We start from the raw sequence: 14,793 nt of genomic DNA on the forward strand, positions 1-14,793 counted from the left end.
CAAAAAAATTGGAAATATCAGCGAAGCCCACAGCTTCCGCAGACTAGACCGCTGCCATAAATTTTGTCGGCACCCTTTTTGCCCAGATCTTTTGCCTCGCCGATCAATGCATTAACCGCTGCTTCTATTCTCTCGATGCGCGGCGCCGGATAATGTGCGGCCAATCTTGAGGCTACCAACGGCGCGGCAAAAGAGGTTCCTCGCAAAGAAACCAGCTTCCCGTCGAGTGACGCGCCCCGGATTCCCGATCCGGGAGCTGCAAAATCTATCGGCGTTGCTGTCCCGGCTTCGGGCAGCGCCCGTTCCCGGCTATCAACACCGGTGACACCGATCACGCCTCTATAAGCGGCAGGAAAACGCGGCGGGGCCGCGGGGCCATCATTTCCGACAGCTGCAACGATCAGTATTCCCTTTCCCTGTGCGACTTTGATCGCGCGCCCGAGTAAGCTGTTATTTGGCCCGACCAGGCTAATCGTTACCACCGGCACCTTGCGCTGTGCCATCCAACCCAGCGCCCGGGCGATGGCCGTTGCGTTTCCGCCCGCCGGATCGCTGCCATATATGTCGGCGGCGAGCAGGCCGCGTGAACCGGATTTCTGGCTGCCCGAAATGAGTGAGGCGATCGCGGTGGCATGATTGCTTGCTATTGGACCACCTTTGGCAAATCCGCGTTGCTCAACGGATATTTGAATGGCGCTGTGGCGCGCAACGCCGCCATCGATCAATCCAAGTGCACCCGGTTGCACTTTGCCGCTGGCCAAAATTGACATGTTCGAGAGCGCCGTTGCATTGGGAGTGCCTGCACCACTGGTGAAATAAATATTGTCGGCACTGATTTCTGCTCCGCCGACTATTTTTTCCAGCTTCTTCTGTTCCGATTTGAGGCTTTTTCCACTCCGTGTCGAAAATTTGACAAAGCTTAGTTCCAGTCCTGCGATCTCGGTTTGCTCGATCAACCCAAATCCTTCGGCCAACGCGCGTTCAATTGACGCCTGAGATATTCCCTCCGCAATCAATACGCCCCGTACCGCCGGGTCGCCATTGCGATCCCGTTCGACATGATCCCGGTTATCACGAATAAACCGGTTCACGCGATCAACGCGCAGCCGGTTTAGCAATGATTTCAGTTCCGCCTTGCTTAAACGGTCAAGAACGCCGCCATCAAGGCTTCCGGTTATCGGATCAATTATCGGTCCGACATCTGCACCGGTCATGCGATCGGGCAGAGACAGGCTTGGTGCAATATTGGGGACAGAAAGCTGTGCAAAGGCGGCGGCGGGCAAGACTATTGCCAATATCGCCGCGATCCATTTGCCAGTAATTTTCATGCCTGCTTCCTTCCGCAATCAACCCGATTGTACAACGCTGATACTGATTTTTTTTCGCTTTCATGGATTAAACGAGCTAGGTTCGTCGTTTCATCCATAGAAGCCAAAATAAAGGATATCTGCGCTGAATGGCATTTGAACAGGATTTGCTGGAGTTACTCCCGCGACTGCGGCGTTTTGCCCGCAGCCTGACGCGCAATATCGATGATGCAGATGATCTGTGTCAGATGGCCATTGAGCGCGCGCTTAACAAGCGCGACCAGTGGCAGGCAGGAACGAGACTGGATAGCTGGATGTACAGGATTACACGCAATATATGGATTGATACGGTGCGCGCCGATGGCCGCCGTGAACATGTCGCTAATGATGATAACGCAATGGAAAATGTCGTCGGCGATGATCACCGGCGTATGGAAGCGCGCATGGAGCTGACCGATGTGGACCGAGCAATGGATCGGCTGCCGATGGAGCAGCGCGAGGCAGTAGCGCTCGTGCTGGTCGAAGGCTTTGCTTACAAGGAAGCGGCTGAATTGCTCGACATACCGATGGGGACATTGACATCGCGTCTGGTTCGCGGGCGAGAAGCGCTGCAACGCGAACTGGGAGAGGCCGCATGACCTTTGATGACCAGACCATCATGGCTTATGTTGACGGCGAATGTGATGCTATCACCGCCAAACGGTTGGAAAAGGCCATGCAGTCCGACCAGGCGCTGGCGGACCGGGTCGCCAGTGAACAAGCGCTTCGCGCAAAACTCGCCGGGCATTACAATCCTGTGGTGGAAGAGGCCGTCCCCGATCATTTGACCGCTCTGCTTGCGGCTTCTGCTTCGAACAATGTGGATGATAGTTTCTCGGCGCGAAAAAGCGACCAGCGAGATGCGAAACAAAGACGCGCCGGCATAGGGTTCGCCCAATGGGGAGCGATGGCTGCGACATTGGCGATCGGTGTGGCCGTTGGCCAATTTGGTTTCGGCGGTAAAAATGACGCGCCTTTTGTACAGGATGGTGGGGCTTTGATTGCAAGCGGGCCGCTCGAAAATGCGTTGGATAAACAGTTGGCCTCTACGCAGACTGACAATGTCGAATATCGCATCGGGCTTACCTTTCGCGCAAAGACCGGAAATGTCTGTCGCAGTTTTGACGGCGAAGCGGTGTCCGGTATCGCCTGTCGCGAGGGATCGCATTGGCAAATGTACAATACGCTGCCCGGCGGTAGATCTGGCGACTATCGGCAAGCCTCGAGTAGCGAGATCAATGCGATTGCCGCAGATATGATGGCAGATGAACCTGCTGATGCCGACGCCGAACGCCAACTGCTTGAAAGCGGATGGAAATAATCAGTGCGATTATCCCAGGCATAATGCGGTCAAAAAAAGGCGGGATCAAGTCCCGCCTTTTCCGTTTTTCGAGGCAATTTTTAATTGCTGATGGTTACCCGGCCAACACGGAAATTACGCTTCCGCATTTTTTTCACATAATCCTTGTCGGCATCGACCAGTTCGTGCTCATATTCTTCCCAGGCATCCCGTCTGTCTTCTTCATCGGTCGCGCGTCGCAGATCGCTTTTGAGTTCCTTGTCGGCTTCAAGCACATCAGACAGATAATTGTACCAATATTTATTATATTGCCCGGCGACTGGCTCTTTTCGGACCACGACATGGTTTTCCGTGCCAGTGTGCGCGAGTAGCGGTGAGGTGGCTGCACTCGCGATGGCGAGGCCCATAATCAGTTTTGATATCTGCATTGTTACATCTCCTTGTTCATGTTGCTGATAGGAGAACGAAGGCCGAGCGATATTTAATCCGTCAGACTGAATTTTTTTTCGGAGGTCGTCTGATCATATTGACGCTGATCAGCCTTGCGGCGGCGTGCCGCAGCTTTTGCAGTGCGGGTCCTTGGGCAGGTTGATGCTGCGCATTGACGGAGCAAGGCCGTCGAACAGCTGGAGCTTTCCTGCCGGATCCTGGCCAAAGCCGGTGATCACCCGGATCGCTTCCATCGCGGCAAAGCTGCCCATCAGTCCCACCATTGCGCCCAACACGCCAACTTCCGAGCAATTGTCGCAATCATCGGGGTCGAGCGCGTCGCCGACGAAACAGCGGTAGCAGGGCTTGTCCTCCTCCCATCCACGGAAGGTGCCGAGCTGCCCCTGGAACTGGCCAATCGCCGCAGAGACAAGGGGAACGCGGTGCGCGACCGAGAGGTCGGATACCAGAAGGCGGGTTTGATAATTGTCCGTACCGTCGATAATCGCGTCGAAAGGCGCAAAAAATGCTGCGCCGTCCTCTCCCAAATGTTGCGCGGTAAGTCTTTGATTTATAGGGATTACCTCTACGTCGGGGTTGATGCGTTGCGCGGCACTTTTGGCAACTTCGACTTTCGCTTTGCCAATATCATCGTCGCTGAAAAGAACCTGTCGTTGCAGGTTGGAGAGCGAGACCACATCATTGTCAATGATGGTCAAACTGCCGATTCCCGCAGCCGCCAGATACTGGATTGCCGGACAGCCAATGCCGCCGGCACCAACGATCAATATATGGCCATCAAGAATCTTCTTCTGACCGGCTCCGCCAATATCGCGCAGCACGATATGACGGGCATAGCGGTCCAGCTGTTCGTCGGTCAGTGCGCTCATTCAGGCCATCGGAAATTCATGGTTGTTCTATACCATGTCTGCTTGTGATCGAGGGGAATAGGCGCGATTTTGCTCGCATATCGAGCGAGGTGATCCACTGTATATTGTTCGAGCTCGGGACAACCACTGTCGACCGGAATAATCTTGACAATTTCGCCTTCCGGCGAGACCAGAATGGCGGCATGGATTTTGGCAAAGACCCAGTTCGATACTACCGGTAACTCGCAATGGGCGGCCTTGGCGAGCCGTTCCGCTTTCCGCTCATGCCGTTCACTATAGGTTATTCTTTTTCGGAATTTGGCCATTTCCAGAGCAGCAAAGTCGGTCGGTATGGCCAAGTCCTGACTCTCTGCAGTGATTCCAGATGAACCGGCCAGCGTGATCGCAAATATCAAATTGATCATGAAACCCTCCCAATTGTCGACCGGTAATTCTATACTCCAGTCGAGCCGAATCCGCCAGACCCTCGTTCGGTGTCGTCCAGATCATCAACTTCAACCAGAATTCCCCGCTGCACGGGGGCGACCACGATTTGCGCAATTCGGTCGCCGCGCTCGACAACGAAATCTTCCTCGCCATGGTTGATCAGAATCACCTTCAGTTCGCCGCGATAGTCGCTGTCGATCGTGCCCGGTGTGTTGGGTATGCTGATGCCTTTTTTCAGCGCCAGACCGGAGCGCGGGCGCACCTGGATTTCATAGCCCGCGGGGATGGCAAAAGCGAAACCGGTTCCCGCCAGCGCGCGCTTGCCCGGCGCGATGGTCAGGGCTTCTGCGGCCCGGACATCCATGCCGGCCGAACCGCTGGTTTCATAAGAGGGCAGCGGAAGGTCTTTGGCGTGATCCAGCCGTTTAACCGCAATATCAATGGGTTCGAACATCAGGCAATTTCCTCGCTGATTTTGGCTACAAGACGCCGGGCAACTTCCGGCTTGGGCAGGCGCTCCCATATTTCACTGCCGGATCTGGTTATAATATGGACGCTATTGTCGGGGCCGCCCATTACATCACCGGACACGTCATTGGCGACAATCCAGTCACAGCCTTTTTTCGCCAGCTTCGCCTGGGCGTGTTCGGCGATTTTCTCGGTTTCGGCGGCAAAGCCGATGAGCAGGCCGGGGCGTTGTTTGTGCTGTGCCAGACCCGCCAATATGTCGGGGTTCTCGGTCAGCTTGAGCGGAGCGGGGGCTGCGCCCTTTTTCTTGATTTTCTGCCCGGACTGGCTGTCGGTGCGCCAGTCGGCGACGGCAGCCACCATGATCGCGACATCGGCGGGCAGGGCGTCGTGCACCGCCTTCTCCATTTCGAGCGCGGTCCCGACATCCACGCGCGTGACGCCGGTCGGGGTCGCGAGATGCACCGGGCCGGCGACCAAGGTCACCTGCGCTCCGGCTGCGGCGGCTGCGGCGGCAATGGCGAAGCCCTGACGGCCGGACGAACGGTTGGCTATATAGCGAACCGGGTCGATCGGTTCGTGGGTTGGACCGGCCGTAATCAGGATATGTTTGCCACGCAGCGGGCGATGCGCATCGGGAGCAAATGCAGGTTGGTCGTCCAGAGGGGTGGAGCCCAGTTCATTCTCGCCGATTAAAGAAGCAATATCTGCTCCATCCCCGAAATGCTTCGCAATTTCTGCGAGGATCGCCGCCGGTTCTGGCAGGCGACCTGGGCCAAATTCGCCGCACGCCATATCGCCTTCATCGGGCTGCATGACGATGATACCGTCGGCTTTGAGCTGGGCGATATTGCGCTGGGTGGCCGCATGTTCCCACATCCGCACATTCATTGCCGGGACGGCCATGACAGGTGTATCGGTGGCGAGGAGCAGGGTCGTTGCCAGATCATCGGCAATCCCGCCTGCCATTTTGGCGAGCAGATTGGCGGTAGCCGGACAGACAATCACAAGATCGGCCTCGCGGCTGAGTTGGATATGCCCCATTTCGGCTTCGTCTTTCAAATTCCAGAGCGTGGTATGTACTTCATTCTCCGAGAGCGCTGCCAGCGTCATCGGTGTCACAAATCGCGCGCCGGATTCGGTGAGCACGCAGCGGATTGTCATGCCGGATTTCTTGATCAGGCGAATCAACTCGCTGGATTTATACGCCGCTATGCCGCCGCCGATAATTAGAAGTATATGTTTGCTCACAAAACTATCCCCACATCCAAACCGCCCCTGCACCAGCACCGGCAGCCGCGATCATGGCTAGCGCATAGCGCCAGAATTCACCATTCTGCCGCTTTTGCCGCTTGTCCCAGATCAGTTCGACATCGGCGATCGGTGGCGGTGGAGGGGCGCCGCCCTTTCGGGGAAGCTGGGCATCGAGACGCCGGACGATATCGGGCAGCATCATGATGGTATCCAGGTCATCATTGATCCGGTCGGCAATCGCGGCTTCCGGCCCCAGTTCACCGCGGATCCACTGTTTTACATAAGGACCGCTGGCATCCCACATGTTGATCGTCGGATTGAGATCGGTGGCAATGCCCTCGACCATCACCATCGTCTTTTGCAGCAGCAGCAGATGCGGCTGGGTTTCCATGTCAAAATCGCGGGTGATCGCGAACAGTCCGTCGAGCATATCGCCGACCGACAATTCGCTGACCGGCTTGCCGCGCATCGGTTCGCCGACCGCGCGCAACGCTGTGGCGAAATCTTCCATGCTGTGATGGTCCGGAACATATTGCGCTTCGAAATGGATCTCCGCGACGCGTTTGTAATTGCCGGTGGTCAGACCATATAGAATTTCGGCCAGCCAGAAGCGGGCTTTTTTGTTGATTCGCCCCATTATGCCGAAATCAATGGCGACAATCGTGCCGTCGGCTTTCACGAAGAGATTGCCCTGATGCATGTCGGCGTGGAAATAGCCGGCTTCGATCGCCTGTTTGAGGAACGTATGGACCAGCCGACTGGCAATATCGTCAAGGTCATGACCGGCTGCGATCAGTCCCTCGCGGTCCGATATTTTAATCCCGTCGATCCAGTCGAGCGTAAGCACCCGTCCCGATGTCCGGTCCCAGTCAATCGCGGGAATCTCATATTTATCGACTTGGGCCATATGTTCGGCCAGTTCCGACGCGCTGGCCGCTTCGCGCCGCAGATCCAGCTCGCGCATCGTCCAGCGACGGAAATTGGCGATGACCAGCTGCGGACGGAGACGCTTGGCTTCACCCCCCAGGGATTCGAGATGCGCCGCCGCCCATTCGTAGGTTTCGATATCCTGGTTGAATTTCTTGATGATGCCGGGGCGGAGAACCTTGACCGCGACATCCCTGCCCTCCGGCGTAGTGGCACGGTGGACCTGGGCAATTGAAGCGGCTCCCACCGGGTCAGGGTCGATGTGGCTGTACAATTCTTCCAGCGATTTGCCGAGACTGAGTTCGATTTCATCGCGGATCTGGTCAAACGGCACGGGCGGCAGGCTGTCCTGCAACTGCAACAGATCACGCGCTGCTGCTTCACCAATCACGTCGGGCCGGGTCGCCAGCGTCTGGCCGAGCTTGATTGCCGCCGGGCCGATAGCCTGCAGCGCGGCGGAATAATTGGGTTCCTTTGGTTGGAATGTACCGATTCGCGCGATGCGGAACAGACGCCGGACCTGCGGCGGTGTTGCTTTATGTTTTTCCAGATCGCGCAGCGCGCCATGTTTGGCCAGCGTGCGGCCCCATTTGAGCAGGCGGAAAATATGGGTGCGGGCTTTGGTCATCGGATCAGGCTACTCAGACCTTCCAGCCGCTATGGATCGCGACCAGTCCGCCCATCATCGGTTCGACTTTGGTCTGGCTGAATCCGGCGGCCTGAATCATCGCCCGGAATTCTTCCATCGGCGGAAATTTGGCGATCGATTCGGCCAGATAGCGATAGCTGGCTTCATCATTTGCCACTGCCTTGCCGACTTTGGGCAGGATTTTGTGGGAATAGGTTTCGTAAACTTTGTCAAAGCCAGGCCATTTTGTTTGCGAAAATTCCATACAAAAGAACCGACCGCCATATTTCAGCACACGATGGGCTTCCGCCAGAGTTTTGTCGATATGGGTGACATTGCGGATGCCGAAGACGATCGTATAGGCATCGAAATGGGCATCGGGAAAGTTCAGTTGCTCGGCATTTTGCTGGCTCCAGACCAGCCGGGTTTCATCCTTTTCCAGCGCGCGTTCGATTCCCGCAGCCAACATGTCGGCGTTGATATCGGCGACGGTGATACTGGCACCACTGTCGACCATACGAAAGGCGATATCTCCGGTGCCGCCGGCCATATCGAGAATATTCTCGCCGACGCGTGGTTTGACGCGGCGAACGAAGCGGTCTTTCCATAACCGGTGTGTGCCGCCGCTCATTGCGTCATTCATGATATCATATTTGGAGGCAACGCTGGAGAAAACTGCGCCAACCTTGCCGACCTTTTCGCTCTCTTCGACTTCTTCATAGCCGAACGAGACGGTTTTGCTTTCGATAGCCATTTTCTGCCTGTGCTGATTTTTCTTTGAAATCCCAAGTAGACGAGCCTTGGCAGCACTGCAATCACTCTGTAGCTGCCCATTGGACCGTAACAGACAAGGACTGCCATGCCCGAGTTGCCCGAAGTGGAAACGACCGTCGCCGGTTTGCGGCCGGTGCTCGAAGGGCAGCGTCTCGCGCTGGTTGAGCCGCGCCGCGCGGATCTGCGTCGACCGATCCCCGTGGATTTGCGGCAGCGGATGACGGGTTCGGTGGTGACTTCTCTCAGCAGGCGGGCAAAATACGGACTGATCGAAACCGATCGTGGCGACGCGATGATCTTTCATCTTGGCATGTCGGGCCGCTGGCGAATTGATCCGGTCGAATTGGAGAAACATGATCATTTGTTACTCGAGACCGTATCCGGTCGACGGCTTGTGCTGAATGATCCGCGTCGATTCGGCTCGCTGGATATTGTGCCTCTTTCCGATCTTGAAAAACATCCGCCGTTTGCGACCATGGGGCCGGAACCTCTCGGTGACGATTTTACAGGCGCTTATCTCAAAGCCGCAACCCGGGATCGCAAGGCCCCGATCAAACAGCTTCTGCTGGACCAGAAAATCGTGGCGGGACTCGGTAATATTTATGTTTGCGAGGCGTTGCACATGGCAGGCATAGCGCCGCGACAAAAGGGCGGCGCAATTTCGAAGCCGCGTTATGAACGTCTTGTTATGGCAATAAAGCAGGTCTTGACCGCGGCAATCGCAGCAGGTGGTTCCACCTTGCGGGACTTTGCTCGGCCAGACGGGGAACTGGGCTATTTTGCGAAGGACTGGCTGGTCTATGGCCGCGAAGGGCAGGCTTGTCATTGCGGTGCTTTGGTCCAGCGGCGAATCGATAGCGGGCGCTCGACCTTCTACTGCTCGCAATGTCAGAAATAAGCGGCTCACTAAGCTATTGACGAGAATCGGCTGTCACGCTATTGGCCGCGCTCTTGAGCCGGAAGCTATTCGACAAGTACCGGCATTTAATTTCAGATTTTGAGGGTTTTTCATGGCTAATACGCCGCAAGCAAAAAAACGTATCCGTCGCAACACGCGGCGTACCGCGATTAACAAAAATCGCCTGAGCCAGATTCGCACCAAGATCAAAGCTGTCGACGCCGCTGTCGAGGCAGGTGACAAGGATATGGCAGCCGCTGCGCTCAAGGCTGTACAACCAGAACTGGCGCGCGGGGTATCCAAGGGCCTGTATCACAAGAATACAGCTTCACGGAAATTTAGCCGCCTGACAAAGCAGGTCGCAGCGCTTTAATCAGCTCTCCGATTGAAAGCAGAAAAGCCCGCCCGATTGTGGCGGGTCTTCTTTTGGGTGATTGCTTTTGGCCCGGTTCTGATTCGTGCAGTGCGGACGAATCGGTTACCGCAGAGTTTGCGGGTCGTTCCAGAGTCGGACAGCAGGACTTGTTTTTCCCTTGTGCAGTTGGCCCGAAAGGGTTCAAGTTAGGTGGTGGACGTCAATCTGACGCCGTTCAATACCGGTTCAGCCCGTCTTTTCTAACATCGAGGCCATGATGGTGGGTAATCTGAAGGAAATTACATGACTATTTTTGCTAAATCCGGCTTTGCTCGAAAAGGGCTTACGCTCGTTGCCCCGCTTGCTCTCCTGACCCTTGCTGCTTGTGCAACTCCCTTCCGCGCAGACGTCCAGCGGTTTGTGGCGCTGCCAAACACCACCGGGCAGAGCTTCGCTGTTGTCGCCGCGGATCCTGAATTAGCGGGTGGCCTCGAATTCGGGCAATATGCCGGGCTGGTCGAACAGCGCATGCTCGATCTGGGCTACCGGCGTAGCGATGATCCCGCTGCGGCCGAATTAATTGTCAGTATGGATTATGATATCGACAAGGGACGGGACAAAATCGTCTCTGACTATGACCCGTTTTATCCTTCCAGCCGATTCGGCGGATATTACGGACGTCATCGCTATCTCTATGGTTTTAACGATCCGTTTCTCTATGGGGGCTACGGGTTTGCCGGCTATGGCGGCGTCCGCAGCTTTACCGTTTATACCTCGGAACTGGAGCTGAAGATTGATCGTGCGGTCGATGGCGAACGTCTGTTTGAAGGCAAGGCCGAAGCGCTGTCACGGTCGAAGAACCTGACTTATCTCGTGCCCAATCTGGTTGAAGCCATGTTTACCGATTTTCCAGGAAACAGCGGCGAGAGAGTGCGGATCTCGGTCGCGCCCGAAAAGGAATAAACCGAGAGTTTCTCAGCTTTCCAACTGGCGGAGGAGCATCCGGACATCATTGTCCATTTCGCTGTCTTCGCCGCGCAAATGTTCGACCAACTTGACCGCGTGGATGACCGTGCTGTGATCGCGACCGCCGAATTTGCGGCCGATTTCGGGATAGCTGCGCGGCGTCATCACCTTTGCCAGATACATGGCGACCTGACGGGGCCGGGCAACAGCGCGGGCGCGGCGTTTCGATGACATTTCGTTCCGGTCGAGCCGGTAATATTCGCACACTGTGCGCTGGATCTCGTCAATCGTGATCCGGCGGCGGCAAGCGCTTAAAATGTCCGATAACTGCTCTTCCGCCAGTTCACGGCTGATTTCGCGACCAGTCAATTGCGCGTAGGCGAGAAGCTTGTTGAGACCGCCCTCCAGTTCGCGCAAGTTACGGCTGATCGTGCGGGCCAGAAATTCGACTACTTCTTCCGACACGTGCTGGTGCGGCATGCTTGCGAGGCGATGCTTGAGTATATCACGGCGCAGCTCAAGGCCGGCAGACTGGATATCGGCGACCAGACCCATGGAGAGACGCGACAGCAGTCGTTGGTCGACTCCATCCAGCGCTTGCGGGGGACGATCTGCTGCCACGACAACGCGTTTGCCCTGACTGATCAGTGAATCAACAGTGTGAAGAAATTCCTCCTGTGTGGAATTTTTGCCGACAATGAACTGGATGTCGTCGATCATCAGCAGATCGGCTTCGCGCAAGGAGGCTTTGAATTCCATCCCCTCGTTCCGGCGCATCGCCGATACGAATTCGATCATGAACCGTTCTGCCGACATATAGATGATGGTCGACGACGGAAATTCTTCACGAAAGGCATGGCCGATTGCGTGCATCAAATGCGTTTTGCCCTGGCCGGTTGAGGATTGAAGATAGAGAGGGCAGAAAAGTGGTTTTTCGGCTGCAGCCATTCGTTGTGCAGCATTGAGCGCAAGAACGTTCGAATGACCGGGTATGAACAGATCAAAGGTCATTCGCGGATCAAGATCGAGTCGGAACTTGCTTTCCGGAACCGCATTATCCCGGCTATGGGCCATCGCATTATTGTTACCCGCCGTAAGAGACGTTTGTGCGATTTTTGCGGCTCCTGTATGGGCTGCAAAAGCAAGCTCCTTGACCGCAGTATGATGTGCTTTCCAGGCCAATAGCAACCGGTCTGAATAACGATCCCGAACCCAGTTGGCGGCAAATTCTGAAGGGAGTATCAACAGCATTTTGCCCGTTTCGGCATCAAAAACCGAGAGTTTGATCGGTTTGATCCACTGGCCGAAAATCTGCGCTCCCAAATCGCGCCGGAGGCCCGCGCAGATTTTTTGCCAGACAGATTCCAGATCGGCTGAAATAATATTCTCCGTTGCCACCGGTTGATTTTCAGGCAGGTTGCCGACCTGCGCAGATATGATTTCGTTCACAAACATCCCCCGATACTTACCCTCTGGCCCGCACGATAGCAGCACCAAAACCCGCCTGCTGATTTCAAACGCCAGACCCTGAATTACCCCCAGCCATGGGAATCAATCAGGCGCGCTGAATCTATGCTGAAAACACATTTTCAGCGGTCAGTTTTGTTTTCATTTGAGGCCTGGAAATTGCATCCTGAGCCACCAGCCAAGATTTGTTATTAAGCCCGTCCGTCCGAGTCGATCAAGTGCGGCATCGTAAAAAAAGTGAAATATATCGATTGACAGCGGTGAGCCGTGGTTTTTGCCAATAAACCTTTTAAATAATTGATTTATAAAGAGAATATATTGTGGATAAGAAGGTATAACAGGCGAATCGCGGAGTCAGCCTAGGTTCCGGCAAATGTAAAAATGATGCTGCCTGATTGGCATCAAAAACCTGTCAGCGGAAATCTTGTTGGCGAACCGGTGCAAATAGGCTTGCCAAAGGTGTAATGTTTTGGCAGTGGCGCTCGCCTAACCCCGGCGATGCAATAAGCATCATGTCATTGGGGGCGATTAGCTCAGTTGGTAGAGCGCTTCGTTTACACCGAAGATGTCGGCGGTTCGAGCCCGTCATCGCCCACCATTTTCTTCCGATCATGAAAACCCGATTATCGTTAGCCGAAATTTGCCACGGCGAGCGTGCAGGCCAGCGCGATGAATATCGCAGCTATCATTCGAATCGGGCGTATCCGGTTTTCGGGCAGTTGCTCGTTCGTAAAGTCCGAGCTGGGTCGGCGGCCTGACAGCATCGGTCTAACAAGTTTCTCTTTTAAGACAAATCGGTAGATGGCGATTGCCGTGATATGCAGCCCTATCAACGCTGCCAGCAGGTTGAAATTGAATTCATGAATTTCAGCGAACTGGCGCCCTGTCTCAAAGGAAACCAGCACCGATAGCGGCCCGGATTCGAGGCCATCGACATCGACGGAAAATAATCCGGTCGTAATCTGGACCGTCAGCGCCAGCAACAGGGCAAAAACACTGAGCACAGCCAGAGGGCTATGGCCAAAGGTCGGGTGATATCCCTGAGCCCGCAATTTTGCGAGATAGGACGGTAAGGATCCGATTCGCTGTACCATCGGAATGAATCGCGCCGTCCATGTTCCGATACATCCCCATATAAGCCGAAAGAGGACCATGCCGAACATCGTCAGCCCGAAGCCCTTGTGCCATTCCATATGGCCCTCTTCCGCGGTCCACCAGAGGAGCGGGACCAGGATCACCATCAGCCAATGAACAAGCCTGATAGCCCAGTCCCAAACCAATATGCGTGCCGGATTGCCGGTCATATCGATCTAGTCGTCCAGACGATATTTGTCGTGACAGGTCTTGCACGTGCCACCCGTGGTTTTAAAGGCACTGGCAATTTCCGTGATGTCGCCGCCCTGTGCAGTTGTCTCGAGCTTGGCCGCAGCATCCTGCAATGCCACAACCTTGTCGTTAAAATCCGCTTTGCTTTCCCATATGATCGGCAATGCTTCGGTTTTGACGCCTGAGTCAGGTCCGGTTCCTTCCGGGAACCAGTCGGCCATGTCAGACGTTTCTTTAGGAACCACCGCAGCAGCAGCTTGAATCTGTGCCAGATCGGGGGTGCCCGCTTTCAACTGATCGCTGATCGTCTTGAATGCCTTGCCTATTTTCTTGAGTTGGGCTTGCCGTGCCTCGATCTGTTCCTTTACCGTCATGCCATTGGGCAGCTCAATACTGGCTGCTTCGGAAACCGGGGCTGTTTCGTCATTCTGTCCACAGCCAGAGAGCAGGGCCAGTCCGGCAAGTGCCGGGAGCATGATTTGTGTTTTGCGAGGTTTCATTGAATTCTCCAATAAGCAAATGATGCCCGAGAATAACGAGATTCACTATAAACACAAATGGTTCTGATCTTTGAAAATGATCGATTCGGATTCGGGTCGGCTTTCCAGTTCGAATCGATGAAGATCGATGCTTAATCTCCGGCCAGCGTGTCTTCCAGCAGGGTAGCGGCCTTTGCACCATCCCAGTCCATCGCGCCGATCACCCGCCAGACTTCCTTTCCCTGTGCGTCATAGAGCACGGTGGTCGGCATCAGACCGGAACCAAAGCCGAAACTCAATCCGTTTTCCGGATCAACATAGGGTTCCAGCTCCTGATATTGTCCACGCTCGAAAAAGGGCGCCACTTTTTCTGCTCCCTGAATATCCTGCGATACAACCAGGACCTTGAGGCGATCTTTTTCTCGCGCTGCGAGCTTGTCTAGCATCGGCATTTCGACGATGCACGGCGCACACCATGTCGCCCAAATATTTACCAATACCGGATTCCCGATGAAATCGCTCAATTGCACCATAGTGCCGTCCGGCGCCTGAAAGGACGTATCAATCATCGCTGTTCCGCGCTGGGAAATGTCGAGTTTTCCGACCAAGCCCTGTCCGCTTTCTATCGTTTCGCCGGCTACTTGACTTGTGGTGCCAGCAAATTCTTGCTCCGCTTCGCTCGAGCCTCTATCGCAAGCAGCTAAACCAACCAGCAAAATCAAGAACAGGACATTACGCATCACAACAGGCACGAAAAATTCCAATATCATGTGGGGCGGCAGATTTGCCGATGGCCCTTCATCAATCATGCGCGAGATAAACGCGTCGATCCCGTTCGACAAGAAGTTATGGCGGCACGA

General features: G+C 55.1%; 17 protein-coding genes and 1 tRNA gene. 6 read left to right on the forward strand and 12 right to left on the reverse strand.

Annotated features, from left to right (window positions below; genetic code table 11):
• Positions 1-17: 17 nt before the first annotated feature.
• Entirely contained in the window at positions 18-1,328 is a 1,311-nt protein-coding gene (locus tag ACN0VD_RS13905; RefSeq protein WP_417595267.1) for a S8 family serine peptidase, read from the reverse strand.
• Between the two features lie 128 nt (positions 1,329-1,456).
• Between ACN0VD_RS13905 and ACN0VD_RS13910 the strand changes: the two genes are divergently transcribed.
• Both ACN0VD_RS13910 and ACN0VD_RS13915 read left to right on the forward strand, forming a co-directional pair.
• Positions 1,457-1,945, forward strand: coding sequence for an RNA polymerase sigma factor (locus ACN0VD_RS13910; RefSeq protein ID WP_417595269.1), 489 nt, complete (start codon positions 1,457-1,459; stop codon positions 1,943-1,945).
• The gene (locus ACN0VD_RS13915) at positions 1,942-2,667 is read left to right on the forward strand and encodes an anti-sigma factor family protein (RefSeq protein ID WP_417595271.1); all 726 of its coding nucleotides are present in this window, start codon (positions 1,942-1,944) and stop codon (positions 2,665-2,667) included. Before ACN0VD_RS13910 ends, ACN0VD_RS13915 begins: the two co-directional genes overlap by 4 nt.
• Before the next feature lie 80 nt (positions 2,668-2,747).
• Here the strand turns inward: ACN0VD_RS13915 and ACN0VD_RS13920 are convergent, their stop codons facing one another.
• The 7 genes from ACN0VD_RS13920 to ACN0VD_RS13950 form a co-directional block, all read right to left on the reverse strand.
• Positions 2,748-3,074 (reverse strand): hypothetical protein, encoded by a 327-nt coding sequence (locus tag ACN0VD_RS13920; RefSeq protein WP_417595273.1) that lies wholly within the window; start codon positions 3,072-3,074, stop codon positions 2,748-2,750.
• Between the two features lie 108 nt (positions 3,075-3,182).
• On the reverse strand, positions 3,183-3,965 hold the full coding sequence (locus tag ACN0VD_RS13925; protein WP_417595275.1) for a HesA/MoeB/ThiF family protein: 783 nt from the start codon (positions 3,963-3,965) through the stop codon (positions 3,183-3,185).
• Positions 3,962-4,369, reverse strand: coding sequence for a hypothetical protein (locus ACN0VD_RS13930; RefSeq protein WP_417595277.1), 408 nt, complete (start codon positions 4,367-4,369; stop codon positions 3,962-3,964). The genes ACN0VD_RS13925 and ACN0VD_RS13930 overlap by 4 nt, the downstream gene beginning before the upstream one ends.
• A 29-nt stretch (positions 4,370-4,398) precedes the next feature.
• The gene (gene dut, locus ACN0VD_RS13935; RefSeq protein WP_417595279.1) at positions 4,399-4,845 is read right to left on the reverse strand and encodes a dUTP diphosphatase; all 447 of its coding nucleotides are present in this window, start codon (positions 4,843-4,845) and stop codon (positions 4,399-4,401) included.
• The gene (locus ACN0VD_RS13940; protein WP_417595281.1) at positions 4,845-6,110 is read right to left on the reverse strand and encodes a bifunctional phosphopantothenoylcysteine decarboxylase/phosphopantothenate synthase; all 1,266 of its coding nucleotides are present in this window, start codon (positions 6,108-6,110) and stop codon (positions 4,845-4,847) included. Before ACN0VD_RS13940 ends, dut begins: the two co-directional genes overlap by 1 nt.
• Positions 6,111-6,114: 4 nt before the next feature.
• Positions 6,115-7,668: a 2-polyprenylphenol 6-hydroxylase gene (ubiB, locus tag ACN0VD_RS13945; RefSeq protein WP_417595283.1), complete on the reverse strand. Its 1,554-nt coding sequence runs from the start codon at positions 7,666-7,668 to the stop codon at positions 6,115-6,117.
• A 13-nt stretch (positions 7,669-7,681) separates the two neighbouring features.
• The gene (locus ACN0VD_RS13950; RefSeq protein WP_417595285.1) at positions 7,682-8,422 is read right to left on the reverse strand and encodes a class I SAM-dependent methyltransferase; all 741 of its coding nucleotides are present in this window, start codon (positions 8,420-8,422) and stop codon (positions 7,682-7,684) included.
• Between the two features lie 105 nt (positions 8,423-8,527).
• Between ACN0VD_RS13950 and mutM the strand changes: the two genes are divergently transcribed.
• From mutM to ACN0VD_RS13965, 3 genes are all read left to right on the forward strand, one after another.
• Entirely contained in the window at positions 8,528-9,340 is an 813-nt protein-coding gene (gene mutM / locus ACN0VD_RS13955) for a bifunctional DNA-formamidopyrimidine glycosylase/DNA-(apurinic or apyrimidinic site) lyase (protein ID WP_417595287.1), read from the forward strand.
• A 112-nt stretch (positions 9,341-9,452) separates the two neighbouring features.
• Positions 9,453-9,713 (forward strand): 30S ribosomal protein S20, encoded by a 261-nt coding sequence (rpsT, locus tag ACN0VD_RS13960; protein WP_417595289.1) that lies wholly within the window; start codon positions 9,453-9,455, stop codon positions 9,711-9,713.
• 285 nt (positions 9,714-9,998) lie between these two features.
• Positions 9,999-10,658, forward strand: coding sequence for a DUF4136 domain-containing protein (locus tag ACN0VD_RS13965; protein ID WP_417595291.1), 660 nt, complete (start codon positions 9,999-10,001; stop codon positions 10,656-10,658).
• 12 nt (positions 10,659-10,670) lie between these two features.
• Here the strand turns inward: ACN0VD_RS13965 and dnaA are convergent, their stop codons facing one another.
• Positions 10,671-12,110 carry a chromosomal replication initiator protein DnaA gene (gene dnaA / locus ACN0VD_RS13970; protein WP_417595293.1) on the reverse strand — a complete coding sequence of 480 codons (1,440 nt, stop codon included), beginning with the start codon at positions 12,108-12,110 and terminating at the stop codon, positions 10,671-10,673.
• A 540-nt stretch (positions 12,111-12,650) separates the two neighbouring features.
• On the opposite strand from dnaA, the gene ACN0VD_RS13975 reads away from it, so the two are divergent.
• Positions 12,651-12,726 (forward strand) — tRNA-Val (locus tag ACN0VD_RS13975).
• A 31-nt stretch (positions 12,727-12,757) separates the two neighbouring features.
• Here ACN0VD_RS13975 and ACN0VD_RS13980 read toward each other — a convergent pair.
• The 3 genes from ACN0VD_RS13980 to ACN0VD_RS13990 form a co-directional block, all read right to left on the reverse strand.
• Positions 12,758-13,432 (reverse strand): cytochrome b/b6 domain-containing protein, encoded by a 675-nt coding sequence (locus tag ACN0VD_RS13980; RefSeq protein ID WP_417595295.1) that lies wholly within the window; start codon positions 13,430-13,432, stop codon positions 12,758-12,760.
• A 6-nt stretch (positions 13,433-13,438) separates the two neighbouring features.
• On the reverse strand, positions 13,439-13,954 hold the full coding sequence (locus tag ACN0VD_RS13985; RefSeq protein WP_417595297.1) for a c-type cytochrome: 516 nt from the start codon (positions 13,952-13,954) through the stop codon (positions 13,439-13,441).
• Positions 13,955-14,085: 131 nt separating this feature from the next.
• The gene (locus tag ACN0VD_RS13990) at positions 14,086-14,703 is read right to left on the reverse strand and encodes a TlpA family protein disulfide reductase (RefSeq protein ID WP_417595299.1); all 618 of its coding nucleotides are present in this window, start codon (positions 14,701-14,703) and stop codon (positions 14,086-14,088) included.
• Positions 14,704-14,793: the final 90 nt, after the last annotated feature.

It is taken from the genome of Parasphingorhabdus sp. (assembly GCF_048267785.1).
Classification (GTDB): Bacteria; Pseudomonadota; Alphaproteobacteria; order Sphingomonadales; family Sphingomonadaceae; genus Parasphingorhabdus.